The organism is Bacillus sp. 275, assembly GCF_001999205.1.
In the GTDB taxonomy this organism is placed as follows: domain Bacteria; phylum Bacillota; class Bacilli; order Bacillales; family Bacillaceae; genus Bacillus; species Bacillus velezensis.
Map to the genome: position 1 here is coordinate 3538652 of NZ_CP019626.1, position 25230 is coordinate 3563881.

34 protein-coding genes and 1 riboswitch are annotated in these 25230 nt (G+C 45.6%); of the genes, 26 read left to right on the forward strand and 8 right to left on the reverse strand.

Annotated features, from left to right (window positions below):
• Positions 1–145 precede the first annotated feature (145 nt).
• The 9 genes from BZ167_RS17490 to BZ167_RS17530 all read left to right on the forward strand — a co-directional run bounded on the left by BZ167_RS17490 (position 146) and on the right by BZ167_RS17530 (position 5444).
• Positions 146–1096, forward strand: a complete 951-nt coding sequence (locus BZ167_RS17490) for a magnesium transporter CorA family protein (protein WP_015417820.1) — start codon at positions 146–148, stop codon at positions 1094–1096.
• 192 nt (positions 1097–1288) lie between these two features.
• A complete protein-coding gene (comGA, locus tag BZ167_RS17495) occupies positions 1289–2359 on the forward strand; it encodes a competence type IV pilus ATPase ComGA (RefSeq protein ID WP_003153083.1) in 1071 nt (356 codons plus the stop codon).
• Positions 2346–3383, forward strand: coding sequence for a competence type IV pilus assembly protein ComGB (comGB, locus tag BZ167_RS17500; RefSeq protein ID WP_015417819.1), 1038 nt, complete (start codon positions 2346–2348; stop codon positions 3381–3383). Before comGA ends, comGB begins: the two co-directional genes overlap by 14 nt.
• A 46-nt stretch (positions 3384–3429) precedes the next feature.
• Entirely contained in the window at positions 3430–3696 is a 267-nt protein-coding gene (gene comGC / locus BZ167_RS17505) for a competence type IV pilus major pilin ComGC (RefSeq protein WP_050515801.1), read from the forward strand.
• Positions 3686–4123 carry a competence type IV pilus minor pilin ComGD gene (comGD, locus tag BZ167_RS17510; RefSeq protein ID WP_015417817.1) on the forward strand — a complete coding sequence of 146 codons (438 nt, stop codon included), beginning with the start codon at positions 3686–3688 and terminating at the stop codon, positions 4121–4123. Before comGC ends, comGD begins: the two co-directional genes overlap by 11 nt.
• Positions 4107–4421 carry a competence type IV pilus minor pilin ComGE gene (gene comGE, locus BZ167_RS17515; protein WP_031378943.1) on the forward strand — a complete coding sequence of 105 codons (315 nt, stop codon included), beginning with the start codon at positions 4107–4109 and terminating at the stop codon, positions 4419–4421. The genes comGD and comGE overlap by 17 nt, the downstream gene beginning before the upstream one ends.
• Positions 4330–4830, forward strand: a complete 501-nt coding sequence (gene comGF, locus BZ167_RS17520; RefSeq protein ID WP_258548905.1) for a competence type IV pilus minor pilin ComGF — start codon at positions 4330–4332, stop codon at positions 4828–4830. Before comGE ends, comGF begins: the two co-directional genes overlap by 92 nt.
• Complete coding sequence (comGG, locus tag BZ167_RS17525) at positions 4831–5208, forward strand: competence type IV pilus minor pilin ComGG (RefSeq protein ID WP_015417814.1); 378 nt, start codon at positions 4831–4833, stop codon at positions 5206–5208.
• Positions 5209–5264: 56 nt separating this feature from the next.
• Complete coding sequence (locus BZ167_RS17530; protein ID WP_003153093.1) at positions 5265–5444, forward strand: YqzE family protein; 180 nt, start codon at positions 5265–5267, stop codon at positions 5442–5444.
• 39 nt (positions 5445–5483) lie between these two features.
• Here BZ167_RS17530 and BZ167_RS17535 read toward each other — a convergent pair whose 3' ends face one another.
• Positions 5484–5813 (reverse strand): DUF3889 domain-containing protein, encoded by a 330-nt coding sequence (locus BZ167_RS17535; protein WP_012117979.1) that lies wholly within the window; start codon positions 5811–5813, stop codon positions 5484–5486.
• 258 nt (positions 5814–6071) lie between these two features.
• Between BZ167_RS17535 and tapA the strand changes: the two genes are divergently transcribed.
• From tapA to tasA, 3 genes are all read left to right on the forward strand, one after another.
• Positions 6072–6743, forward strand: coding sequence for an amyloid fiber anchoring/assembly protein TapA (gene tapA, locus BZ167_RS17540; RefSeq protein ID WP_015417813.1), 672 nt, complete (start codon positions 6072–6074; stop codon positions 6741–6743).
• Complete coding sequence (gene sipW, locus BZ167_RS17545) at positions 6715–7299, forward strand: signal peptidase I SipW (protein WP_015240205.1); 585 nt, start codon at positions 6715–6717, stop codon at positions 7297–7299. Before tapA ends, sipW begins: the two co-directional genes overlap by 29 nt.
• 64 nt (positions 7300–7363) lie before the next feature.
• Positions 7364–8149, forward strand: a complete 786-nt coding sequence (gene tasA, locus BZ167_RS17550; RefSeq protein ID WP_007408329.1) for a biofilm matrix protein TasA — start codon at positions 7364–7366, stop codon at positions 8147–8149.
• A gap of 47 nt (positions 8150–8196) precedes the next feature.
• Here the strand turns inward: tasA and sinR are convergent, their stop codons facing one another.
• The 4 genes from sinR to BZ167_RS17570 all read right to left on the reverse strand — a co-directional run bounded on the left by sinR (position 8197) and on the right by BZ167_RS17570 (position 11402).
• The gene (gene sinR / locus BZ167_RS17555; protein WP_003153104.1) at positions 8197–8532 is read right to left on the reverse strand and encodes a transcriptional regulator SinR; all 336 of its coding nucleotides are present in this window, start codon (positions 8530–8532) and stop codon (positions 8197–8199) included.
• Positions 8533–8565: 33 nt separating this feature from the next.
• Positions 8566–8739: an anti-repressor SinI gene (gene sinI, locus BZ167_RS17560; RefSeq protein WP_003153105.1), complete on the reverse strand. Its 174-nt coding sequence runs from the start codon at positions 8737–8739 to the stop codon at positions 8566–8568.
• A 176-nt stretch (positions 8740–8915) separates the two neighbouring features.
• Positions 8916–9710: a YqhG family protein gene (locus tag BZ167_RS17565; protein ID WP_007408330.1), complete on the reverse strand. Its 795-nt coding sequence runs from the start codon at positions 9708–9710 to the stop codon at positions 8916–8918.
• Positions 9711–9731: 21 nt separating this feature from the next.
• Positions 9732–11402 (reverse strand): DEAD/DEAH box helicase, encoded by a 1671-nt coding sequence (locus tag BZ167_RS17570; RefSeq protein ID WP_015417810.1) that lies wholly within the window; start codon positions 11400–11402, stop codon positions 9732–9734.
• A 144-nt stretch (positions 11403–11546) separates the two neighbouring features.
• Positions 11547–11647, forward strand: a riboswitch (glycine riboswitch).
• Positions 11648–11825: 178 nt separating this feature from the next.
• Between BZ167_RS17570 and gcvT the strand changes: the two genes are divergently transcribed.
• Genes gcvT through gcvPB form a run of 3 tightly spaced genes read left to right on the forward strand, consistent with a single transcriptional unit; the run spans position 11826 to position 15756 of the window.
• Positions 11826–12926 (forward strand): glycine cleavage system aminomethyltransferase GcvT, encoded by a 1101-nt coding sequence (gene gcvT, locus BZ167_RS17575; protein WP_031378949.1) that lies wholly within the window; start codon positions 11826–11828, stop codon positions 12924–12926.
• 15 nt (positions 12927–12941) lie between these two features.
• Positions 12942–14288 carry an aminomethyl-transferring glycine dehydrogenase subunit GcvPA gene (gcvPA, locus tag BZ167_RS17580; protein ID WP_015417808.1) on the forward strand — a complete coding sequence of 449 codons (1347 nt, stop codon included), beginning with the start codon at positions 12942–12944 and terminating at the stop codon, positions 14286–14288.
• Complete coding sequence (gene gcvPB, locus BZ167_RS17585; RefSeq protein WP_015417807.1) at positions 14281–15756, forward strand: aminomethyl-transferring glycine dehydrogenase subunit GcvPB; 1476 nt, start codon at positions 14281–14283, stop codon at positions 15754–15756. Before gcvPA ends, gcvPB begins: the two co-directional genes overlap by 8 nt.
• A 52-nt stretch (positions 15757–15808) precedes the next feature.
• Here gcvPB and BZ167_RS17590 read toward each other — a convergent pair whose 3' ends face one another.
• Complete coding sequence (locus BZ167_RS17590; protein WP_007408335.1) at positions 15809–16189, reverse strand: rhodanese-like domain-containing protein; 381 nt, start codon at positions 16187–16189, stop codon at positions 15809–15811.
• Between the two features lie 193 nt (positions 16190–16382).
• On the opposite strand from BZ167_RS17590, the gene BZ167_RS17595 reads away from it, so the two are divergent.
• The 3 genes from BZ167_RS17595 to BZ167_RS17605 all read left to right on the forward strand — a co-directional run bounded on the left by BZ167_RS17595 (position 16383) and on the right by BZ167_RS17605 (position 18737).
• On the forward strand, positions 16383–17219 hold the full coding sequence (locus tag BZ167_RS17595; RefSeq protein ID WP_003153114.1) for a lipoate--protein ligase family protein: 837 nt from the start codon (positions 16383–16385) through the stop codon (positions 17217–17219).
• A 99-nt stretch (positions 17220–17318) separates the two neighbouring features.
• Positions 17319–17747 (forward strand): transcriptional regulator MntR, encoded by a 429-nt coding sequence (gene mntR, locus BZ167_RS17600; RefSeq protein WP_007408338.1) that lies wholly within the window; start codon positions 17319–17321, stop codon positions 17745–17747.
• A 114-nt stretch (positions 17748–17861) separates the two neighbouring features.
• Entirely contained in the window at positions 17862–18737 is an 876-nt protein-coding gene (locus BZ167_RS17605) for a patatin-like phospholipase family protein (protein WP_012117971.1), read from the forward strand.
• On the opposite strand, the gene BZ167_RS17610 is transcribed toward BZ167_RS17605, so the two are convergent.
• Together BZ167_RS17610 and BZ167_RS17615 are read right to left on the reverse strand one after the other, a co-directional pair.
• Positions 18734–19129 carry an SA1362 family protein gene (locus BZ167_RS17610; RefSeq protein WP_007408340.1) on the reverse strand — a complete coding sequence of 132 codons (396 nt, stop codon included), beginning with the start codon at positions 19127–19129 and terminating at the stop codon, positions 18734–18736. The two genes, BZ167_RS17605 and BZ167_RS17610, sit on opposite strands and share 4 nt — an antisense overlap.
• 34 nt (positions 19130–19163) lie before the next feature.
• Complete coding sequence (locus tag BZ167_RS17615) at positions 19164–20120, reverse strand: DUF1385 domain-containing protein (protein WP_033574144.1); 957 nt, start codon at positions 20118–20120, stop codon at positions 19164–19166.
• 221 nt (positions 20121–20341) lie between these two features.
• Between BZ167_RS17615 and BZ167_RS17620 the strand changes: the two genes are divergently transcribed.
• The 8 genes from BZ167_RS17620 to spoIIIAD all read left to right on the forward strand — a co-directional run bounded on the left by BZ167_RS17620 (position 20342) and on the right by spoIIIAD (position 25217).
• Entirely contained in the window at positions 20342–20872 is a 531-nt protein-coding gene (locus tag BZ167_RS17620) for a YqhR family membrane protein (RefSeq protein WP_003153121.1), read from the forward strand.
• A 131-nt stretch (positions 20873–21003) separates the two neighbouring features.
• Positions 21004–22065, forward strand: a complete 1062-nt coding sequence (locus BZ167_RS17625; protein WP_003153122.1) for a M24 family metallopeptidase — start codon at positions 21004–21006, stop codon at positions 22063–22065.
• A 24-nt stretch (positions 22066–22089) separates the two neighbouring features.
• A complete protein-coding gene (efp, locus tag BZ167_RS17630) occupies positions 22090–22647 on the forward strand; it encodes an elongation factor P (protein ID WP_003153123.1) in 558 nt (185 codons plus the stop codon).
• Between the two features lie 147 nt (positions 22648–22794).
• Entirely contained in the window at positions 22795–23076 is a 282-nt protein-coding gene (locus BZ167_RS17635; protein WP_003153124.1) for a YqhV family protein, read from the forward strand.
• Between the two features lie 77 nt (positions 23077–23153).
• Entirely contained in the window at positions 23154–24077 is a 924-nt protein-coding gene (spoIIIAA, locus tag BZ167_RS17640; protein ID WP_015417804.1) for a stage III sporulation protein AA, read from the forward strand.
• Complete coding sequence (gene spoIIIAB, locus BZ167_RS17645; RefSeq protein WP_015417803.1) at positions 24071–24586, forward strand: stage III sporulation protein SpoIIIAB; 516 nt, start codon at positions 24071–24073, stop codon at positions 24584–24586. The genes spoIIIAA and spoIIIAB overlap by 7 nt, the downstream gene beginning before the upstream one ends.
• A gap of 22 nt (positions 24587–24608) precedes the next feature.
• The gene (gene spoIIIAC, locus BZ167_RS17650) at positions 24609–24815 is read left to right on the forward strand and encodes a stage III sporulation protein AC (RefSeq protein ID WP_003153142.1); all 207 of its coding nucleotides are present in this window, start codon (positions 24609–24611) and stop codon (positions 24813–24815) included.
• A gap of 12 nt (positions 24816–24827) precedes the next feature.
• Positions 24828–25217 carry a stage III sporulation protein AD gene (gene spoIIIAD / locus BZ167_RS17655; protein WP_071392571.1) on the forward strand — a complete coding sequence of 130 codons (390 nt, stop codon included), beginning with the start codon at positions 24828–24830 and terminating at the stop codon, positions 25215–25217.
• The last annotated feature ends 13 nt before the right edge of the window (positions 25218–25230 follow it).

Below are 25230 nucleotides of genomic sequence, written 5' to 3' on the forward strand. Positions count from 1 at the left end.
TGTAACGCCTTCCGCGAAGGAAGGCTTGCACCTCCCTTTTTTCGGAATAATACCACTGTAGAAAGCTGCTCAAACATCGAACCTGGTTTAGCCTGCTTCATTTACGGTAATAAAACAAGAAAGCGATACTGGAGGATGACAAGAGATGAAGGTACATTCGGGAGCGGACTGGCTGTGGTACCAGCTCGGTCCGCATGAAAAAACAGAAGCGAAAAAAATGATCCATCACAATCACTGGCCGCAATGCGAAAAGTGGTTTGAACATGAAAATCATATAAACTTTCTGCGCTCAGATACAAATGATCAGAATAATGAAGCGGTTTTCGGTTCTTTAATCTATCATCAAGGATTAGATGATGAAAAAAACCATACCGTATTTCACTTTTATATTACGAGAGACTTCTTTTTTACAATTAATTTTGATTTTTCGCTGCTGCGCGGTGTAAAAGAAAAGCATGCCACACAGCAGATTCAAACCTGTGAAAATCCGATTGAAGGCTTTTTTGTTCTGCTGGGAGAGCTGATGAATTCCTATCTGATCGGACTGGATGAATTTGAAGTCAAGCAGCGGACGCTGAAATGGCAGATTCATGATGACAACAGCAAAGGAATCTTGGAAAATGTGCATAAACTGCGCCATGAGCTGTTCATTTGGAAAGGCCTTACACTGGGGGCTCAAAAAGTGGAAATGGCTTTAAAAGAAGCTTTTCTCCCGAAAAATGACAGGCAGAAAGATTACCTCAGAGCTCACCAAAAGATGGAAAGAGGAATTACATATATCAATGAGTTTGATCAGGAACTGAGCAATCTGCTGCACGCCGAGGAAGTCATTACCTCCCAAAGAGGAAATGAAATTGTGAAAGCCTTGACGATCTTTACAACTCTCTTTACACCGATGACGGCGCTTGGAGCTCTCTGGGGGATGAACTTTGATAACATGCCGGAGCTTCATTGGAAATATGCGTATATTTGTTCCATCGTGCTCATTATTGTATCAACCCTGCTGATTTATATTTATCTGCGGCAGAAAGGCTGGACAGGGGACATTTTGAGGGAGCATCAAAAAAAATATTTGCGGAAAGAAAAGAAACGCTAAGAAGAGCAGGCATACGCCTGCTTTTTTTGATGGCTGAAAATGGCCGAATGGTTCCGGATTTCATTCGGTAAATCAATGTCAGGTGGCTTATTTTTTATTTTTTTACGTTTTACACACTGTAAAACGCATAATCTCTCCTTTGCCGGCTTTTGTGTATCTGATTTACAATACGTGCGGAAGGAGGGAAGTCTTGTGAAAAATATTGAAACATATAGCAGGAACATCATAAACGAGGCCTATACGGCAAGGGCTTCAGATATACACATTGTGCCGAGAGAAAAGGATGCTTTCATTCATTTTCGCATCGGCCATGCTCTTGTGAAAAAAAGAGTCTTAAAAAAAGAGGAATGCGTAAGGCTTATTTCTCATTTTAAGTTTTTATCGGCCATGGATATAGGAGAAAGACGTAAGCCGCAAAACGGGTCATTGTCTCTGCCGCTTCCGACGGAAACCGTTCATTTGAGAATGTCAACCTTGCCGACAATGAATGATGAAAGTCTTGTCATCAGGCTTTTGCCTAAGCGGCAGATTCCCCCTCTGGATAAACTGTCCTTATTTCGGGGGGCGGGCGCCGCACTATTGTCCTTTCTGAAGCATTCGCACGGCCTGCTTCTGTTTACCGGCCCCACCGGATCTGGAAAAACGACCACTCTTTACTCGCTTGTCAACTATGCAAAAAGGCATTTCAACCGGCGGATTGTCACGCTTGAAGACCCCGTAGAAACAAGAGATGAGGATGTGCTGCAAGTTCAGGTGAATGAAAAAGCCGGAGTCACATATTCCGCCGGTTTAAAAGCGATTTTAAGACATGATCCCGATATGATCATTTTAGGGGAAATCAGAGATGCCGAGACGGCTGAAATCGCAGTCCGCGCGGCCATGACGGGACACCTCGTTCTTTCAAGCCTGCATACAAGAGATGCTAAGGGCGCCATATACAGGCTGCTGGAGTTCGGCGTGAACATGACAGAAATTGAACAAACCGTCATTGCTATTGCCGCTCAGCGTCTGGTTGATTTAACATGTCCGTTCTGCAAAGAGGAAAACTGTTCCGTGTACTGCCGGATGTACAGGCAGACACGCCGTGCGGGCATTTATGAACTGCTCTACGGGAAAAACCTCACCCAATGCTTTCAGGAAGCAAAGGGAGAGCACGCCAATTTTCAATATCAGACGCTCCGCAGGCTGATCAGAAAAGGAATCGCGCTCGGCTATGTCACGACCGACAATTACGATCGGTGGGTGTATCATGAAGCGGATTAAACGAACATGGCCGTTGAAGGATCAAGCGGCTTTTTTGAAAAGGCTCGGTGAAATGACGGAAAAAGGATACAGCCTGATTGAAGGGCTCAGACTGCTGCAACTCCAGCTGCATAAACGTCAGCTTGCAGAGCTGAAGGAAGGAATCCGCCGGCTGAGAGAAGGTGATGCGTTTTACCAAGTGCTTGAGGCACTGTCTTTTCATAAAGAAGCCGTCTCTATCTGCTATTTCGCGGAGAAACACGGGGAATTGCCGGGGGCGATGAAACAAAGCGGCGAATTATTACAGAGAAAGCTCATGCAGACGAATCAAATCAAAAAAATGCTCCGGTATCCGATGTTTTTAATTTTTTCCGTCTGTGTCATGTTTTATATCCTGCAAAGTTTAATTATTCCGCAGTTTTCTGGGATTTATCAATCAATGAATATGAATACGTCCGGTACGACTGCTTTCATCTTTGCGTTTTTTCGGCATTTTCATGAAGCCTGCGCACTGGCGCTTTCCGCCGCTTTCTGCTTGTTTTTGTACGTTTGGTTCTTATGTAAGAAAAAGTCCCCGCAAGATAAAATGCTGATTGTTGTGAAAATACCCCTCTTAGGAAAAGCGGCCGTTCTTTTTAACAGCTACTTTTTCTCTTTACAGCTCAGCAGTCTTCTGAAATCCGGCCTTTCTATCTATGACAGCTTAACAGCTTTTAAAGAACAATCTTTTCTGCCTTTTTATCGAGAAGAAGCAGAGATGCTCATTACACGTCTGAAAGCCGGAGAAACCATAGAATCCGCTCTTTCTGGGCATCCGTGTTATGAAAAAGACCTTGCGGCTGCAGTCAGCCACGGACAGGCAAACGGCCTGCTTCACCGCGAACTTTATACGTACAGCCAGTTTATGATGGAGCGTCTTGAACAAAACGCGGCGAAGTATACCGGCATTCTCCAGCCTGTCATTTACGGTGTTGTGGCCGGTATGATTTTAATTGTCTACATGTCAATGCTGATGCCGATGTACCAGATGATGAACCAAATGTAAGGGAGTGCTTCGTCTGAAAAATCAAGATGGATTTACTTTAATTGAAATGCTGATTGTTTTATTTATCGTTTCCATTCTGCTTTTAATCACCATTCCTAACGTTACAAAACATAATCAAAGCATTCAGCATAAAGGCTGTGAAGGACTGCAGAATATGGTGAAAGCCCAAGTGACGGCGTACGAAATCGACCATGAAGGTAAAATGCCGGATATGAACGATTTACAATCAGAGGGGTATATCAAAAAGAATACAGTCTGCCCGAATGGTAAACAGATCTTAATTAGTGGCGGAGAAGTTACAGTTGAACAATAACAGGCGGACAGAAAATGGGTTTACCCTTCTTGAAAGCCTGATTGTGTTAAGTCTGGCGTCCGTCCTGCTGACGGTTTTGTTCACGACGGTTCCGCCGGCCTGCACCCACCTTGCCGTGCGGCAAAAAACAGAACAGCTCCAAAAAGATATTCAGCTTGCTCAGGAAACGGCTATCGCAGAACATAAAAGAACAAAAATCACTTTTCTTCCAAAAGAGCATAAATACAAACTGCAGTCAGGCGGAAGGATTGTCGAGCGTTCCTTTGATTCGCTTCACATTACACTTGTGACTTTACCGGAGAGCCTTGAATTTAACGAAAAAGGCCATCCGAATTCGGGAGGAAAGATCCAATTGAAGAGCGCCGGGTTCACCTATGAGATCACAGTTTACTTAGGGAGCGGAAATGTCCATGCTAAACGGAAATAAGGGGTTCTCTACTATTGAAACACTATCAGCAATGGCCATTTGGCTGTTCCTTATGACGTCTATCATTCCGGTCTGGACGGGCATGCTGACAGATGGTCTGAAAATAGAAGATCGCCAGGAAGCGTACCGGCTTCTTCAGAAACATATCAGCACTTATATGATGACCGGAAAAAAGCCGCCGTCTCCCGGTGTGAAGTGGAAGGAGGATGGTGAGTATTACAAAGTGTGTACGGCTGACCGCAGCGAAAAAGAAATGTGCCTCAGCATTCTCAAAACAGACTGGCTTTACGCTTCTTAATGTTTTGTTCTCCTTGGCAGTCTGTCTTTTCCTATCAGGCACCTTGGGCCCGATTTTACATCTGTTTTTATCAAACCGGACCGATAACGGCGGATTAGACAGCCGGGAGCATCAAATTGCCGTTCAGCAGATCATGAACGAATGTAAACAGGCTGAGGCTGTGAAGCCGGCGGACGGCGGACGGGCGTTAGCATGCCGGAAAACCGGAGGCGAAGAAGTGCGTTTTGAAATTTATCATAAGATGATAAGGAAAAGAGTAAACGGAAAAGGCCACGTGCCGATCCTGCAAAACGCGGCATCATTAACGGCTGATGTGAAAAACGGCCTGCTCTTATTAGAGATCTCAAGCGTTGCAGGTAAAAAGAATCAGGCGGTCATTCCGGTTTACAGCTCTTTTAAAGGTGATTAAATGTACAAATCTGACGGTTTTATATATCCCGCGGTTCTGTTTGTTTCTGCCGCAGTTTTACTTGTCATCAGCTATACTTCATCTGATTTCATCACCCGAAAAACATTTGCAAAAGAGGCAGGGGAGTACTGGATCGGAGAGAACCTGCTCCAAAACGGCGCGCTGCTGTCAAGCCGCCATATGACACAGGGACAAAAGGTCCAAACTGGTACACAGCGTTTTCCGTATGGCACCGTTTCTTTTCACATCACGGGGAGTGATCGCCGGGAAACGGTTCAGGTTACAATTCAGGCGGAAACCACGACAGGTACGAGACGGGAGGCTCACCTTTTGTTCGATCAGAAGAAGAAACAGCTGATTCAATGGACGGAAGTATAAAAAAGAGGCGGCGGGACAACACTTCATAGTAAAGACAGCACTATGAGGTGAGAGCCGTGAAAACAAATGATTATGTAAAATATATGACTGAGCAATTCGTTAAATATTTCGATACGCCGAAACAGGAACGGAGAGAGCGAAAAGAAGTGCGGAAAGAAAAGAAAGTGCCGGCTTCTCAGCACTGGTTCGGAATATTGCCGTATAGTTTTAAGCTGTGGATGCAGCGGAAAAAATAAAGTGAATCACACGAAAGGTCCTCCTGATACAGGAGGGCCTTATTGGTATTCTTCAATGACGGCAATTTTATTTACCTTTTGGCTGTAGGGATTAAAAGAAATCGTAACAAACACGCCAAATTCTTTTGCGCCATCCCGCAATGTCAAGTGGTATTGCTTGACTGCTTCGTCCGTTCTTTTCCGATCCCACACCTTTTGAATAAATAACGTTTGGGCGAGTGGATATCTTTTTTTAGCTTCCTTTTCTGCTAACTTTTCCCATTTTGATTTATGGTGAACAGCATAATAAGGCACCGTTTCCGCCTGAGCTGTTCCTGAAACCCCGAAAACAAGAAGAGAAAGGCAAATCAGACTTTGTTTGATCATCATTCTTCGTCCTTTCGCTGTATATACTTTCCATTTTGTTCTAGGCACCTCGTTATTTTCTCACGTTTTATTAGAAAAAATTCCAAAAAGGTGTGTAATTTGAAGCAAAACGCTGTTTTTAAAAGATACCATTCTCAAAAACGAACAATTTGACCGATTTTGACATTTTTCAAGACGATAATCCTTGATTATACTTTGTTCATAAAGTTCTTTAAAGAGAACGGTTGTCATATTTATTAACAGTTTTACAGGGGGTAAGGCATGTTCCGATTGTTGCGAATGGAAAAAAAGGGCAAGGTGAGATGGCGGATGATGCTATTGTTACGGCTTTCGTTCATTTTTTGCCTGTCCGTGACGATATGTGCTCAGTTCACAGGTGATACAAGTTCCTCCTTCAATGATGTGAAAAGCTTCAGTCTCCAGGTTCAAACGTGCGGAGATTTTCAATATACGGATGACGATTGCCGTTATGACGAACGCTGGGATCAAAGTGATTTACATATAACAAATCAAACTGATACGTCAGGCACCGTGTGTGCGCCGCTTCAGCTCTATGCCGAGCTGGAGAATAAGGGAAAAGAGCGGACTGTTTCTGACTGGAAATGGGAGCTCCATAAAATCGCTTCTCAGCAGCAGCCTTTACGAAACGGCAATGTTGTGGATAAAGGGCTTATTACTGATAAAAAAAGCAAAACGATTTATAAAATTGAGTCAAAGCGGTCTTTGAAGCCGGGCATATACGCATTCAAGGTTTACAAGCCTGAAGGGTATCCGGCGGACGAAGAAAAATTTGAGTGGTCAAAACCGATGAAACTCGTCAAATGCCGGGAACAGGCGACAGTTTCCGATCTAAAGAAAACAGAGAAAGAGCCGGCTGAGCCGGTAAAAGAAAGCGGGGAAGAACATGAAAAAAACGCTGAAACTGATCAGTAATATTTTGTATGCCGTCATCTTCAGCTTGATTATTGTGCTGACGTTAACGGTGATTTCGACCCGGGCTTCCGGGGGTGAGCCGGCCATCTTCGGCTATACGCTGAAATCCGTGCTGTCGGGTTCAATGGACCCGGAATTTAAGACGGGTTCGCTCATAGCGGTAAAGAAAATTTCTGACGTGAATGACTTAGAAAAAGGGGATGTGATCACCTTTACCCAAGATGACGGAACAGCCGTCACACACAGAATAATCGGGATCACAAAAAAGGACGGGAACCTGCTGTTTGAGACAAAAGGGGACCATAATGCCGCCCCGGATGCCGCACCCGTTCAAGCTGAAAAAGTGGCGGCCCAGTATACAGGATATCAGCTTCCGTATGCCGGATATGTCATACATTTGGCCAGCCAGCCGATCGGAACGGCGATTCTGTTAATCGTTCCCGGCGTCATGCTTTTGATTTACTCAATAACAGTCATTGTCAGCGCCCTCCGCGATATTGAGCGGAAAACGAAAGCGCTGGAAGAACATGCGAAAAAGGGAACCATCTCCACATGAATACGGTTGCAACCTGGCGACAGGATTTGATAACAAAAATAAAAAGTAAGGGGAGAGTACAAACATGGGTATGAAAAAGAAATTAAGCTTGGGCGTTGCCTCAGCCGCACTCGGTTTAGCATTAGTAGGAGGAGGCACATGGGCCGCATTTAATGATGTGAAGTCGACAGACGCTACATTTGCGTCAGGAACACTTGATTTATCGGCTAAAGAACAATCAGCCAATGTCAATTTGTCAAACTTAAAACCAGGCGATAAATTGACGAAAGATTTTGAATTCAGAAACAATGGTTCACTTGCTATTAAAGAAGTGCTGATGGCTTTGAATTTTACTGACTTTAAAGGAGCAAAGAAAGGAAATGAATCTGCGGAGGATTTCCTCAGTCAGTTTGAAATTACGGTTCTGACAGTCGGTAAAGAAGGGGGCAACGGCTATCCTAAAAATATCATTTTGAAGGCGGCCAGCCTGAAAGACTTATACTTAATGTCAACAAAACAGGATAAAGCAGCTGCCGAAGCGATCAGCAAGCACATTGATCCGAAATTCCTTAGTGAGAGCGGAAAAGTCAATGTAGCAACCATTAACGGCAAAACAGCTCCTGAGTACGACGGAGTTCCGAAAACGCCTGCTGATTATGACCAAGTGAGAATGGAAATCCAATTTAAAAATGACACCGCAAAAACTGCGGACGGATTAAGTGTGCAAAACAAGTTCCAAGGCAATGCGATTTCTCTTCAATTCTCTTTTGAAGCAACGCAATGGAACGGCTTGACCATTACGAAAGATCATACGGATAAAGACGGTTACGTCAAGGAAAATGAAAAGGCTCACAGTGAGGATAAAAACTAATCCGAAAGTCGGACAGTTAAAAGAGGAGTTGTGCACATATGGCGGCACTACTCCTCTTTTTGCGCTTTTCTCCATTTTTGATAATCTAAAAATTCACGAAATTGTTTTTTTGATACCCCGGATGTCATCGCATCGCGAACTAATTTCTCCCATTCACTATCTAATTGACCATCGTATTCGGTTTCATGTTTTTCATCAAGTAAAGTATGAACCGAGACGTCCAGAACAGCGGAGACTTTTTCGAGAAATTGAATGGAGGGGTTCGTCTGTAAATTTCGTTCTATTGAGCTTAAATAAGACTTCGCTACCCCAGCTTTTTCAGCTAGTTCTGATAGTGAGTAGCCTTTTTCTTTTCGGTATTGTTTAATACGCTGGCCAATCAATGTCATCACCTTCCTTGTGATATTATAGCACATTCAGAAAGGATTTACGGTATGACTTCTGGCTGCCTGGATATGTTGAGAAGACTTTTTATGCGAAAGCAGGTATTTGCGTATTTCTTCTAGGCTGATATTTGCTTTTTGGGCTTCTAATATCAGCTCAACCCATTCCTTATCTAATTGCGAAAATTCCATTTTTGCATTTTTCATGCATTTTCTCCTCCTAAAATACTTGTTTATGTATTTCAGCCAATCCGCCCATGACCTTATCTTTACATGTCTGGAAGTGATTCATCGCATGCGAAACGCCAGAAATTTTTTCTATATACTTTTATTATAATATAGAATTTCCAGAAAAAACGGGAAAGGTGTCGAATGGATAACCCTTATCCAGAAAAATTACTTTGCAGGAAAAATAAACCGCCGTTTTCAATCTGAATGTGAATGTTCGGCTGATATAAGGCTTTCAGCGCTTGTTTTTCCAAATGGTATTCCTCAGGTTTTTCCTCTGTCTGCTCATAAAACTGATCGAGCAGCCTGAGATCCTTTTTCCATCTGGCGATCGCGCTGTCAGCCCAGTCTGACGGCTCTTTGGCGGCAGCGTCTTTTAAGTAATGCTCCATTCTTTTAATTCCGCTTTCCGGCTTAATCATCGGCGATATGGTAAAGCAATAGTCTGATATTTGCGAGGTCAGCGGAAGCGGTGCAAGTTTCTGCTGAAACCCCTCTATAATTGTTCCAGAAACAAGATGCAGGCCTAAAGACAAAAGTCTGTCTTTTTTCATGTCGGATTGGTATGAAATCACTACATTTAATCCAAGCCAGGGCTGAAGCGGCACTCTGGCTCCGGCTGATACAATTTTCTCATATATTCTTGTAAATCTCCCATTTTGTTTAACTGCTTGAAAGATTTGAAAGAGGCGCGGGGCTCCAAAGTAAATAAATTCGCCGTCCATATCCTCCGGAGCCGTTTCTTTATCAGTGATGAACGTGATCTTCATCGGGTTCGGTTCGCCGCCCGTTTTTTCACGCCAATGCCAATAAAACGGGCGGTTCATAATTTGTTTGTCCATCTCGACCGTCAACTGAACCGTCATAAAACCCGGCCCGTGTTCTGTAATCGGACAGTGGTTCGCTTCAAAAAAGCGCAGTAAAAATTCGTGAACCTCCTGCTGTCTCATGTCGCGCTTCCTCCTTTTAGATTAAGATCCTTTTTTTCTGGCGGGCTTTTCCGTACCGTACGACAGAAAAGAGGTGAGATTGTCCATTTTGATTCTCATTTCTTCCTCTGTCAGCGAATGGCATAAAATATCATGCAAATGGTCTTCAAAATTGCTCACTTTGATTTTTGTTAAGATGTCATCTAATTCTCCGACGACATTTTCAAATAAATGAATTTTGTCATACAGAAGTTTTAAGATATGCTCTTCCACCGTATGTTTTGTCGCCATATTGTAGATATGGACATCTCTTTCCTGACCGAGTCTGTGAATCCTTCCGATTCTTTGTTCAAGCCGCATCGGGTTCCACGGGAGGTCATAATTGATAATATGGTTGCAGAATTGCAGGTTGATCCCTTCGCCTCCGGCTTCTGTAGCGATCAGCACCTGCACTTTGCCGCGGAAGAGATCCTTCATCCAGTCTTTTTTTCCGCGTTTAAATCCGCCTCTGAACGGAACGGAGCTTATGCCGTTCTGCTGAAGGAACCATTGCAGGTAAATCTGTGTCGCCCTGTATTCAGTAAAAATAATGACTTTATCATTAATTTTTTGGATCAAGTCAACAACTTGAATCGCTTTTGAGTTTTGCGTGACTTGATTGATGCGGTCCATTAAATTAGTTATCGTCTGATCATCGAATGCGGGCGCTTGTTTGTCTTTTTGGTCAAGCATTTTTTTGAGCGTCATATACACGGCTTCCCTGCTTGAACAGCATTCTCTTTGCAGCGTCATAATGGAAAATGCGCTGGCGGGCTTTTCCGTGCCGTTTTTCAGTGCGGCGATGTCATCGTAAAGCGCCTGTTCCGTCGGTGAAAAGGTGATCGGCACTGTTTCCACGTGGCGCTTCGTCCATGTAAGGCCGGTGTCGCTCCGCGTGTTGCGGATCATCACTTTATTGACGAGCTCTTTCAAATGCTCATGAGCGTCAATCCCGTCCTTCTGATTGAAGGTTTCTTGAAATCCGCTTTCGTTTCCTAAATGGCCGGGCTTTAACAGTGACACTAAATTGAAGATTTCTTCGATCCGGTTTTGAATCGGCGTCGCCGTCAGAAGCAGGCAGTATTTCTTCACAAGACTTCTCGCAAATTCATAATTTTTCGTTTTGCTGTTTTTGAGCTTGTGCGCCTCGTCAATAATGACGAGATCATACGGAATAGAAAGCACAATGTCTTTGTGTGGCGAGCGTTTGGCCGTATCAATAGAAGAAACGACGATATCGCACTGTTCCCACACATAGCTTTTCTTCTGTTCAACAGCGGGTATTAAAAACTTCTCCTGAAGCTCTTTCACCCACTGGGAAACGAGTGATGCCGGCACAAGAATCAGGATTTTTTTGGCCAGCCCGCGAATCATATATTCTTTTAAAATCAGGCCCGCTTCCACCGTTTTTCCGAGCCCCACTTCATCAGCCAAAATCGCCTTGCCGTTCATTTTTTCAACGACTTTCTGCGCGACCTCAAGCTGATGTGGAAGCGGAGTGAAATCGGGCAGGTATAAAGGAGCCCTCAACCCTTCAAATTCAGGAATGGCAAGGGTCTGCTGGACTTCAGCCGACAGTTTGTACATCTCCCAATTTGACCAGGGACCGTCCGTTTTCAGCCGCTCAGAAAACTCTCCCGGCCAGTTTGCATCAAATATGATCTCTGCTGTCATATGTAACAAAACCGCCTTTCTTTTAAAAAACTGATTTATCATAATTTTTGTTGCCGGACGTAAATGAGGGTGGTAGGATATAAGTAATGATTTCACTAAAAGATATTGCTTTAGTATGTCCATAAAATTGGTAAATATGAGCGAATGACAGCAAGGGGAGAGACTCGGACGAAAGATGGGCGTCCGGGCGCCGAAGGAGCAAACTGCGGAGTGAATCTCTCAGGCAAAAGAACTCTTGCTCGACGCAACTCTGGAGAGTGTCTGCACTTAGAAGAAGCAGGCCACCAAAGGGGACGTCTTTATGATATGTTCATAAAGTAAACTTTCAGGTGCCGGGACAGAGAAACCTTCATTTTCATGAGGTGTTTCTCTGTCCTTTTTTATATGTTTTTACAATGCGCCAATGACTGAAGGGGGAAGATGATGCTGAAACGAACACCGCTTTATGACGTGTATAAAGAATACGGCGGAAAAACGATTGATTTTGGAGGATGGGAGCTGCCGGTTCAATTTTCTTCTATTAAAGAGGAGCATGAAGCCGTCCGCACAAAAGCGGGCCTGTTTGATGTGTCTCATATGGGGGAAGTCGAAGTATCCGGTAAAGACGCCCTGTCTTTTCTGCAAAAAATGATGACAAATGACGTTGCCGATTTAAAGCCGGGAAACGCGCTTTATACCGCCATGTGTTATCCTGACGGCGGTACGGTCGATGACTTGCTGATCTATCAGAAAAGCGAGAGCTGCTATCTGCTCGTGATTAACGCGTCTAATATTGAAAAAGACATCGCTTGGCTGACGGAACATGCGGAAGGCGATGTCACGCTGACGAATCAGTCTGACGGGATTTCACTGCTTGCCGTTCAGGGGCCGAATGCTCAGTCGGTTCTTACGAAGCTGACTGAATGTGATTTGTCCTCCTTAAAGCCGTTTACATTTATTGACGAGACGGACGTTGCCGGACGACAAGTCCTGCTTTCAAGAACAGGCTATACCGGTGAAGACGGATTTGAGTTATATTGCCGCAATGAAGATGCGGTTCATCTATTTAAGGAGATACTTGCAGCGGGAGAGCATGAAGGCCTCGTTCCGTGCGGCCTCGGCGCCCGTGATACGCTGAGATTTGAAGCGAAGCTTGCTTTATACGGTCAGGAATTGACGAAAGATATTACACCGATTGAAGCCGGAATCGGATTTGCCGTGAAACACAAGAAAGATTCCGATTTTTTCGGGAAGTCTGTATTGCGCGAACAGAAAGAAAAAGGAGCCCCGCGAAAGCTGGTCGGACTTGAGATGATTGAAAAAGGGATTCCGAGACACGGGTACGCCGTGAAAAAAGACGGTGTTCCGATCGGTGAAGTCACGACAGGCACGCAATCTCCGACTTTAAAGAAAAATATCGGCCTTGCCTTAATCAAAACGGAATTCAGTGAAGTCGGAACGGAAGTAGAAGTGGAAATCCGTAAAAAAACGGTAAAAGCGAAGATTGTCCGCACACCGTTTTATAAACGTCCAAAACAGAGCTGAAAAAAGGAGAGTCATATGAAGCATCGATATTTGCCCGCGACAGAACAGGATAAAAAAGAAATGCTGAAAGCCATCGGCGCAGAAACAATTGATGAACTGTTTGCCGATATTCCGGAAGATGTGAGGTTTCAAAAAGACTACCAAATTAAAAAAGCAAAGTCAGAAACTGAGCTGACGAGAGAGCTGACAAAGCTTGCGGCGAAAAATAAAGACGCTGTTACATATGCATCTTTTCTGGGTGCAGGAGTGTACGATCACTACCAGCCGGTTATCGTCGATCATGTGATATCCCGATCAGAGTTTTACACGGCATATACGCCTTATCAGCCTGAAATCTCACAAGGAGAGCTGCAGGCGATTTTTGAATTTCAAACGATGATCTGTGAATTAACGGGAATGGATATCGCAAACTCCTCTATGTACGACGGGGGAACGGCGCTGGCGGAAGCGGCGATGCTTGCATCGGGACATACGAAAAAGAAAAAAATCGTCATTTCCGCAGCCGTACATCCGGAATCGCGGGATGTTTTGAAAACATACGCAAAGGGCCAATATATTGAGGTTGTAGAGGTGCCCGCGAAAAACGGCGTCACAGATCTTGAAGCATTGGAACATGCCGTTTGTGATGAAACGGCAGCCGTCATCGTCCAGTATCCGAACTTCTTCGGACAAATCGAGCCGTTAAAGGACATTGAGCCGCTCGCACATAAAGGAAACAGCCAGCTGATTGTTTCTTCAAACCCGCTCGCGCTCGGTATTTTGACACCGCCCGGGGCATACGGAGCTGATATCGTTGTCGGGGACGCGCAGCCTTTCGGCATACCTGCGGCGTTCGGCGGCCCGCACTGCGGCTATTTTGCAGTAACGAAAAAACTGATGAGAAAGGTGCCGGGCCGGCTTGTCGGCCAAACGGAAGATGAAAACGGGCGAAGAGGTTTTGTTCTCACCCTTCAGGCGCGTGAGCAGCATATCAGAAGAGACAAAGCCACGTCTAACATTTGTTCAAATCAGGCGCTGAATGCTTTAGCAGCTTCAGTCGCGATGACGGCGCTCGGAAAAAACGGCGTCAAAGACATGGCCCGCCAAAATATATTGAAAGCTGATTACGCGAGACGCCAAGCGGAAAAAGCCGGCTTGCACGTAGCATTTGACGGCCCGATATTTAATGAATTTGCCGTCAGGCTGAATCTTCCCGTCAAGGAAGCAAACCGGCGGCTCCTGCAAGACGGCATCATCGGCGGATATGACTTAGGCCTTGCGTATCCGGAACTGAATCAGCATATGCTCATTGCCGTCACAGAGCTGAGAACAAAAGAAGAGATCGATTCGCTTATTGCGGGATTGGGGGATCAACATGAATAATCAAGATCAGGCGCTTATTTTTGAAATGTCCCGCGAAGGGCGTATCGGTTACAGCCTTCCGGAGCTTGATGTGCCGGAAACAGAGCTTGAAAGCCTTCTTCCCGGTGACTATATCCGCGATGAAGACGCAAAGCTGCCGGAAGTATCAGAGCTCGATATTATGCGGCATTATACCGCTCTTTCTAAGAGGAACCACGGAGTTGATTCAGGCTTTTATCCGCTCGGCTCCTGTACGATGAAATACAATCCGAAATTAAATGAAAAAATTGCCCGGATCGCAGGTTTTTCCGCTATTCATCCGCTTCAGGACGAGGACACGGTTCAGGGGGCGCTTGAGCTTTTATACGATTTAAGCGGACACTTGGAGGAGATTACGGGCATGGATGAGGTGACGCTGCAGCCTGCGGCGGGCGCTCACGGCGAATGGACCGGCCTGATGATGATCCGCGCCTATCACGAAGCACGGGGAGACTTCGGACGGACGAAGGTGATTGTCCCTGATTCAGCCCACGGTACGAATCCGGCATCCGCCACGGTCGCCGGTTTTGAAACGATTACCGTCAAGTCAAATGAGCATGGGCTGGTTGACATTGAAGATTTGAAAAGAGCGGTAAACGAAGAAACAGCGGCGCTGATGCTGACGAATCCGAACACCCTTGGATTATTTGAGGAAAACATTACGGAAATGGCTGAAATCGTCCATCAGGCCGGCGGAAAGCTTTATTATGACGGAGCGAATTTAAATGCCGTTTTAAGTAAAGCAAGACCGGGAGATATGGGATTTGACGTCGTTCACCTTAATCTGCATAAAACATTTACCGGGCCGCACGGCGGGGGAGGACCGGGCTCAGGTCCGGTCGGAGTGAAAAAAGAATTCATTCCGTATCTGCCGAAACCCGTTCTCACGAAAAAAGAGGGCCGTTTGACTTTTGACTATGACCGGCCGCAGTCGATCGGGCGCGTAAAACCTTATTACGGCAACTTCGGCATTAATGTCAGAGCCTACACGTATATCCGGTCCATGGGGCCTGACGGCTTAAAAGCTGTGACCGAAAACGCGGTTTTAAATGCAAATTATATGATGAGAAGACTCGCGCCTTATTATGATCTCCCGTATGACCGTCATTGCAAGCATGAATTTGTGTTATCGGGAAGAAGGCAGAAAAAGCTCGGCGTACGAACGCTTGATATTGCCAAACGGCTTTTGGATTTCGGCTATCATCCGCCGACTGTGTATTTTCCTCTCAATGTTGAAGAAAGCATCATGATCGAACCGACGGAAACGGAATCGAAGGAAACGCTTGATGCGTTTATAGATGCCATGATTCAAATTGCGCGGGAAGCGGAGGAATCGCCTGAAATCGTTCAGGAGGCGCCGCATACAACAGTTGTCAAAAGAATGGATGAAACCAAGGCGGCAAGAAAGCCCGTTTTAAAATACGAACGTACACTTGACGGCATCCGCTGACACGGTGTAAAAAAAAGAGCTGTCCGTTTTATACGGAAGCTCTTTTTTATGATTAGTTTTTTGCTTTAATTTTTCCGCCCCATTTTTTAAATCCGCCTTTCAGGTTGTAAATATCTTTACAGCCGTGTTTGCGGAGCGTCTGTGCCGCGCGTCCGCTGCGGACATTGTTTTGGCAGTACAGATAAACGGGTTTATCAGGACGGATTTCACTTTTGCGCTGTTTCAGCTGTGACAGCGGAATGTTGCGCGCGCCGAGAATATGGCCGCCTTCAAATTCATTCGGTTCACGGACGTCAATCAGCTGCGCTTTTCTGTAGCCCGCGCGGAATTCCTCTTCCGTAAGTGTTTTCATTAAACGCTGCTGGTAAAAATACGACACGATCATATAAACGATAAACGCCGCAACAATAATTAAAGCAATCATATTAGACAATGCGATTCTACTCCTTTAACTTATAAAATCAAAACCCTGCTTCCTGAAAACAAGGCTTACCGGACGTTTTGGGACAAATACTATTATAGTAAAGCATGAAGCGATTGTCATCCTTAATGAAACGAAATATTTTTCATTTTCAAGGCAGTTTGTTAAACTGATTTTATTAAAACGATAAAGAAGGGTTCAGTGTATGGAAAAAGAAACATGGCGGTTTATTGACTCAGGGAACGAAAGCCCGGCATTTAACATGGCGCTGGATGAAGCGCTTTTATATTGGCACAGCCAAAAAAAAATTCCACCGGTGATCCGTTTTTACGGCTGGAATCCGGCAACTTTGTCTGTCGGGTATTTTCAAAATATTAAGAAGGAAATTAACTTTGACGCAGTACATAAACACGGCCTCGGGTTTGTCAGAAGACCGACAGGCGGACGGGGTGTTCTGCATGATAAAGAATTGACATACAGCGTAATCGTTTCAGAGGATCACCCGGAAATGCCGGCCACGGTGACAGAGGCGTACCGGGTGATTTCAGAAGGTATTCTGCAGGGATTCAGAAACCTTGGACTTGATGCCTGCTTTGCGATTCCGCGAACGGAGAAAGAAAAAGAAAGCTTGAAAAATCCGCGCTCGTCCGTCTGCTTTGATGCGCCTTCGTGGTATGAACTGGTCGTCGAAGGGCGGAAAGTTGCCGGAAGCGCACAGACACGCCAAAAAGGCGTCATTCTTCAGCACGGTTCCATCCTGCTTGACATTGATGAGGATAAACTGTTTGATCTGTTTTTATATCCGAGCGACAGAGTCCGTGAGCGCATGCAGCGGAATTTCAAAAACAAAGCGGTAGCCATCAACGCCTTAGCGCCGAAACGGGTAACGATGGATGAGGCCAGAATCGCTTTTAAAGCCGGTTTTGAGGAAGGGCTGAACATACATCTTGAGCCCTACACACTCACGTCTGAAGAGCTTGCATTTGTCAATGAGCTGGCTGAGACGAAATACGCGTCCGATGAATGGAATTATAAGCGCTGATAAGGCTTGACAGACCGGAAGCATCCTTGTTTTTTCATGACCGTTAGTGTAAACTTGTAATGGTTTATAAAGTTAAGGTGCTTTTTGGGAGGGTTACTTATGACAACACCAAGTATGGAAGATTATATTGAACAGATTTATATGCTGATAGAAGAAAAAGGATATGCACGGGTTTCTGATATCGCGGAAGCTTTGGCAGTCCACCCCTCCTCTGTAACGAAAATGGTTCAAAAACTAGATAAAGACGAGTATTTGATTTATGAAAAATATCGCGGGCTCGTATTGACGTCAAAAGGCAAAAAGATCGGCAAACGGCTCGTATACAGACACGAATTGCTTGAGCAGTTTTTAAGAATCATTGGTGTTGATGAAGAGAAGATTTACAATGATGTTGAAGGAATCGAACATCATCTGAGCTGGAACAGCATTGACCGCATCGGCGACCTCGTTCAGTATTTTGAAGATGACGAAAGCCGGAAAAAAGAATTGAAATCCGTACAGAAAAAAACCGAAAATCCCGGTGAATAAAGGGCAGCCCGAAATGGGGCGCCCTTTTTTTAATGTCTTCATTCTTTGGTCTATTTCGCCCAGCCGTTTCTTAAAATAATAATACACCTTGAGATGGAAGGGAGAGGGCGCGCTATGCAGATTGACGGCGTATTTTCGGGCGGGGGGATAAAAGGGGTGGCGCTTGCCGGCGCTTATGAAGCGCTGGAAGAAAAGGGCTTTCGCTTTGAAAGGCTCGCCGGAACAAGCGCCGGCGCAATTATTGCCGCATTTATCGCTGCGGGCTATACGAGCAGAGAGGTTCATTCCATCATAGATGAGGTGGACGGAAGGCAATTGCTTGATCAGAGATACTCATTCCTCCCGCTGAAAATCCTGCGGTGGGTGTCGATATATTGGCGCCTCGGACTATACAGAGGCGATATGCTGGAAAAATGGATTGCGGATAAATTAAAAGCGAAGGGCATCATCGCGTTCGGCGATTTGAAAAAAGGCTCGCTCCGTCTCATCGCTTCAGATCTGACGAACGGAACGATGATCGTGCTTCCTGACGATCTTCCCCGCTACGGATTAAATCCGGAGATGTTCCCGGTTGCCAGAGCCGTCAGAATGAGCTGCAGCATTCCTTATTTTTTTGAACCGATAAAACTGAAGACAGAAAAAGGCACCTCAACGGTCGTTGACGGCGGCGTGTTAAGCAATTTCCCGATTTGGCTGTATTCAAAAGAACGCAAACGGCCGGTCATCGGAATTTCGCTCTCGCCAAACGAAAAAGAGCGCCCGAAAAAATCAATCCGCAACGCTTTTGAGCTGTTCGGGGCTTTGTTTGAAACGATGAAAGACGCTCATGATGCCAGGCATATCGCGACAAAGTACGAACAAAATATTATTTTTATTCCGGTGGAACATGTGATGGCGACGGAGTTTCATCTCACACCGCAAAAAAAACTAGCTCTCATTGAGCTAGGAAAAAGCAGAACAGAGCAATTTTTGAAGCAATGGAGCTATTAAAAAAGCGCTCTGTTTTTCTTTTTATTCTTTTTGCCTTCTATGACGGTAAGCTGGGTCTGGCTTTTTTTCTTAAGAATCATCGGCTTCGGTCTGCTGCTGCTCGGCACGCTCCGCAAATGGCTGACCCGGCCTCTGTGTCCGGCGCGGTGCTTCGCTTTTTGCTCCTTCATTCGGAGCCGCGATTGTCTGGCCGCTTTTCTGAAAGCGGTTCCGTCACGGCCGGTGCGGCGGTTCAGGACCGTCCTCACGATAAAATAAATAATGATGCCTGCGATAATAACGGTGATCGCTCTTGAAATCATCTGCCCGGGGTTGGTTACCGCTGCATAAATGAAACCGAATGCGCCAAGCGCTATCAATACAGCAAAAAAAGGTTGTACACGATGATTCATAACTGCCCACCTCCAAAATAATAACGGTAACGGTTCAGATTACGTTGTGAGACGGTTTTTCGCTCTGTTCTGAAATGTCTTCCAGTCTGAGAAGCTCGTTAAAGCTTTCTATGGCAACCTCGACCTGGTCATCCGCCGGTTCCTTTGTCGTTAAAAGCTGAAGCCACAGGCCGGGATAACCGAGCACTTTCAAAACGGGGATATTCCGCACTCTGTTCGTCAGCTGGAGCACTTCAAAGGAGATGCCGAGAACGACCGGTATAAGCGCAATCCTGTCTAAAATCCGCACCCAAAGCGGATCTGTCGGAACGAGTAAATAGATGAACATGCCGACAATGATCGTAAATAAAATAAAGCTTGAACCGCAACGGTAATGAAGCCGTGACTGCTTCTGAACATTTTCTGTTGTAATTGGCAAATTCTGTTCATAACAGTTTATGACCTTATGTTCGGCTCCATGATATTGAAACACTCTTTTAATTAACGGCGTCATTGATAAAAAATAAATGTAGCCGAGAAGCAGAATAAGCTTAAACAGACTTTCGATTCCGATCTGCGCGGCGTCTGAGGAAAATACGGGCCTTACAAGCTCCGCTAAGAAGACCGGGACGAGCGTAAAAACGAATTTGCTGAACAAAAACGACAGAACGCCGATCACCGCCAGGCTGAAAAACATCGATAAGCCCGAACCTTTCTTATCTTCCTGCTCCAGCTTGGCGTCATCTTGAGGATCAAGCCCGTAACGTTCGCTGGAAAAGTTTAAATGCTTTGTGCCGTTGGCGCTCGCCTCAATGATGGCGACGATTCCCCGCAAAAAAGGAATCTTTTTTAAAGCCGAAAGCTTGGCGTTCGGCACTCTCGGAAGCTTGAAAAAATCAATGCTTCCGTCATTCCTGCGGATGGCGGTAACATAATTTTTTCTGCCGCCGAACATGACCCCTTCAACGACGGCCTGCCCGCCGTAAGCAGGGGGCGTTTTTTGTTTGGACATTGTTTATCAACCTGCCTGTTTTTTTAGGATTTACTAACCATTTCCTTTCACTCTATTGTACAGGAAACCGCGGTAAACCTCTAGTTAGACAGCCGGAAAATCAATGCTTTTTCTACATGCAGTATACCCCGTTTCTTTAGATTTTACTCATTGAATGAAAATATGGCGCAGTTTTTTATGACTTTTCAATTTTGGGGCAGTCTATGACTGGAGGTGCCATGATGACAAGCGAAAAACATTCAGAACAGGAAGAAAAAAAGAAGCAGGATGATGATCAGCAGCCTGTTTCATTTACCGGCAGAATTTGCGGTATCGGATTTGCCGGCGGTGTATTTTGGAGTTTGATCGGCTATCTCGGGTATGTCTTTCATTTTTCAGAGATCAGCCCCAACATGATTCTTCAGCCGTTTATGATCGGAGAATGGAAAAAACAATGGCTCGGCACGATGGTCAGCATCGTTGTCATCGGATTCATTTCAATTGCCGGGGCGTTTATTTATTTCGTCTGCCTGAAGCGTTTTAAAACCATGTGGCCGGGGATGGTGTACGGCGTCATTTTATGGTGTGCGGTTTTTTTCTTATTCAATCCGATTTTCGAAGATGTGAAATCCGTCACTGAATTGAAATCAGATACAATCGTGACGACGCTTTGCCTTTACATTCTGTACGGTTTGTTTGTCGGCTACTCAATTTCCTTCAACTACAATGAACTTACGTCAGACAAGCTTGCAAGGGCGCTCGGCAACAAGTGAATAAGTGTATAATCCCTGTCCGGTATGGTAAAATGTTCACGAGAAGTGAACATTTTTTATGCTGAAAACCGGGCGGGGATGCTCCCGCGTTGTCAGGCGGCAGTCAAGAATCGGCGAGGAGGAGAAAGGGAATGAAACTTGAGAAATTGCGAAATCTTTTCGGTCAGCTGGATATAGACGGAATGTTGGTGACAAGCTCCGCCAATCTGCAGTATATGACGGGATTTACGGGTTCGTCAGGCCTTGCGGTCATATCGAAAGAACGTGCGGCATTTATCACGGATTTCCGTTACACCGAGCAGGCGAAGACGCAAGTGAAGGGTTTTGACATTATCGAGCACGGCGGAAGCTTAATCCAAACGGCTGCGGATACAATTCTTGAGTACGGCATTAAAAAACTCGGCTTCGAGCAAAACAGCATGACGTACGGAACATATGCATCCTACCAAGCGGTGCTGCAGGAAGCGGAGATGGTTCCCGTCGCGGATTCCGTTGAAAAGTTGCGCTTGATTAAGTCAAGTGAAGAGATTAAGATATTAGAGGAAGCTGCGAAGATTGCGGATGATGCGTTTGAACATATTCTGACGTTTATCAAACCGGGCATCTCAGAGATTTCAGTTGCAAACGAGCTTGAATTTTATATGAGACGTCAAGGAGCAGACGGCTCTTCCTTTGATATGATCGTCGCCTCGGGAGTCAGATCCAGCCTTCCCCACGGAGTGGCTAGCGGCAAATTGATTGAAAAGGGAGACTTGGTCACGCTCGATTTCGGCGCTTATTATAAAGGCTATTGTTCTGATATCACACGCACCGTCGCGGTCGGAGAGCCAAGTGATAAACTGAAAGAGATTTATCAGGTAGTATACGATGCCCAAGCGCTTGGTGTCCTGCATATTAAACCCGGCATGACGGGAAAAGAAGCGGACGCCCTGACGAGGGATCACATCACCGCAAAAGGCTACGGACAGTATTTCGGCCATTCGACAGGACACGGGTTCGGAATGGAAGTCCATGAATCACCGGGGCTGTCTTTCAGGTCATCGGCCGTTCTTGAGCCGGGCATGGCGGTAACGGTTGAGCCGGGCATATACATACCGGAAGTTGGGGGCGCAAGAATCGAAGATGATATCATCATCACTGAGGACGGCAACCGGACAATTACGCATTCCCCTAAAGAATTAATTATTTTGTGATCGGAATATAGGAGGACATCAAACATGATTTCAGTTAACGATTTTCGTACAGGACTAACGATTGAAGTAGACGGCGGCATTTGGCGCGTCGTTGACTTCCAGCACGTAAAGCCGGGAAAAGGAGCGGCATTTGTCCGTTCTAAATTGCGTAACCTGCGCACGGGCGCTATTCAGGAGAAAACATTCCGTGCAGGTGAAAAAGTCGCGAAAGCTCAAATTGAAACAAAAACGATGCAGTATCTTTATGCCAACGGCGATCAGCACGTGTTCATGGATACAAGCTCATATGAACAGCTTGAATTGAACGAAAACCAAATCGAAGAAGAATTAAAATATCTTCTGGAAAATATGTCTGTGCACATCATGATGTATCAGTCTGAAACGCTCGGTATTGAACTGCCGAACACAGTTGAACTGAAAGTTGTTGAAACAGAGCCGGGAATTAAAGGCGACACGGCGTCAGGCGGCACGAAACCTGCCAAAACGGAAACAGGCCTTGTCGTAAACGTACCGTTTTTCGTGAACGAAGGCGATACGCTGGTTGTAAATACATCAGACGGTTCTTACGTGTCAAGAGCGTAGTTAAAGAAATTCGGAGTCTGCTCCTTTTACGGGGCAGGCTTTTTTTGCGTTCTGCCTCAGAATCTTTCTTCTATATGAAAATAGTGAGACTACTTCCGTCAGCTAGAGCATATAGTGTAACAAAATGCTTGAAGTTGGGGGATTGCAATGAAATTTTTGTTTGGTTCAATCAATTCTACTGTTTTAACGATGGCTGGTTTACGAGTTTTGTCCTCGCTCATTGAATTATCGGCCGCTATTATCATGCTTTTGACAAACGACATCAGAAAAGCGGTTGTGGTGAATAGTATTTTGGCAATCGTCGGCCCGCTGATCTTTATCATCACAATGACGATCGGCATTTATCAGATTGCCGGACAGCTCTCATATGCAAAATTAATATTGATTTTTGCGGGAGTGGTGCTGATTTTGGCCGGTGTGCATAAATAGAGGGCCGGGGTGTCATAAAGTCTGTCCCGGATCATACATTTTAAAGAAGCCAATCGGTAAAAAAGGAGGAGACTCTATTGAATGAAATTACAGAGGTTCTCCCTGAATTATTGAGACATGCCATCTCCGCCGTGCCCGAAGAAGCGAGGCGGGATACAGAAGAAATCAGAATCCGTGTCGACAGGCCGGTTGAACTGATCCAAAAAGGACAACCTTTGTATTTGTCATATGTCTGTACGGCCGGCGACGCACAGCTGATCCTCAGCCGGCTCAGCAATTACAGTATGTACACGCTGGAAGAAGAGCTGAAAAAAGGCTATATCACAATCAGAGGAGGCCACCGAGTGGGGCTGGCCGGAAGAGTCATCGTCGAAAACGGAGCTGTCAAAGGACTCCGGGATATTACTTCTTTTAATATCCGAATCGCCCGGGAGAAGCTGGGAATCGCAGAACCGCTCATTCCTTTCTTATGGAAAGAAAACTGGCTGAATACGCTGATCATCGGTCCTCCGCAAACGGGGAAAACGACCTTGCTTCGTGATTTGGCCCGGCTTTCCAGCACCGGATCAAAACGCATTCCTGCAAAAAAGACAGGTATCGTAGATGAACGTTCGGAAATTGCCGGCTGCCTGCGGGGCATTCCCCAGCACAGTTTCGGCCGCAGAATCGATGTCCTTGATGCCTGTCCGAAGGCGGAAGGGCTGATGATGATGATTCGCTCGATGAGTCCTGATGTGATAATTGTGGATGAAATCGGGAGAATGGAAGACTCACAAGCGCTGCTGGAGGCGCTCCATGCGGGCGTATCCGTTATCGTATCTGCGCACGGGTGGAATATGAAAGACTTGGTCAAGAGGCCGTCGCTGAAAATGCTTTGGGAGGAAAACGTGTTTGACCGGTATGTTGAACTGTCAAGGCGCCGCGGTCCGGGAACGATCAGCAGGATGTACGGAAAGGACGGGGAACCTGTTCCGCATGCTGAAAGCGTGATGACATGCTGAAGCTTTTGGGTGCCGTGTTTATTCTGACAGCGACGACTTGGACCGGATTTGAGATCGCCAAAATGTATATTGAAAGGCCGAGGCAGATCCGCCAGCTGCGTGCGGCGCTCCAATCGCTAGAAGCGGAAATTATGTTCGGGCATACACCGCTGCATACCGCCTCGGGACAAATTGCCGCACAGCTTTCCAAACCTGTATCATTATTGTTTCAAGCTTTCAGCACAAGGCTTGAGCAGGGAAGCGATTCCGCCAAAACGGCTTGGGAACAGAGCTTGAAACATAATTGGTCTTCCATGGCGATGAAAAAAAGCGAATATGATGTGCTGAAGCAATTCGGAGAGACGCTCGGGCTCCATGACCGTGTTTCTCAGCAGAAACATATCAAGCTTGCGCTTACACATTTGGAAGCGGCGGAAGCGGATGCCGGACGGGCGCAGGCGAAAAATGAAAAAATGGTGAAAAGCTTAGGATTTTTAGCCGGACTGTTACTCATTCTTCTATTGATGTAAACATGAGGGGAGCAAACATAAAATGGGAGTCGACGTAAATGTCATTTTTCAAATCGCCGGAGTCGGTATCGTGGTTGCGTTTCTGCACACCATACTTGACCAAATGGGAAAAAAAGAATACGCCCAGTGGGTGACGCTGCTTGGCTTTATCTATATTTTATTTATGGTGGCGACGATTGTCGATGACCTGTTCAAAAAGATCAAAGCTGTGTTTCTATTCCAAGGATAGGGGGGCTTACAGATTGAGATTGTTCAAATTGTAGGTTTAGGCCTGATCGCCACATTTCTCTCCCTGATCGTAAAAGAACAGAAACCGACTTTCGCGTTTATGATTGTCGTCTTCAGCGGCTGCGTGATCTTTCTTTATCTCATCGACCAGATTTACGACATTATCAGAATGATAGAAAAAATAGCCGTCAATGCAAATGTCAATATGGTCTATGTGGAAACCATTTTAAAAATTATCGGCATCGCCTACATCGCTGAATTCGGAGCGCAGCTTACAAAGGATGCGGGCCAGGGAGCGATTGCTTCGAAAATAGAGCTGGCCGGAAAAATTTTGATACTGGTAATGGCCGTGCCGATACTCACCGTCATTATTGAAACGATTCTCGGACTTATTCCTTCTTGATCAAAAATAAAAT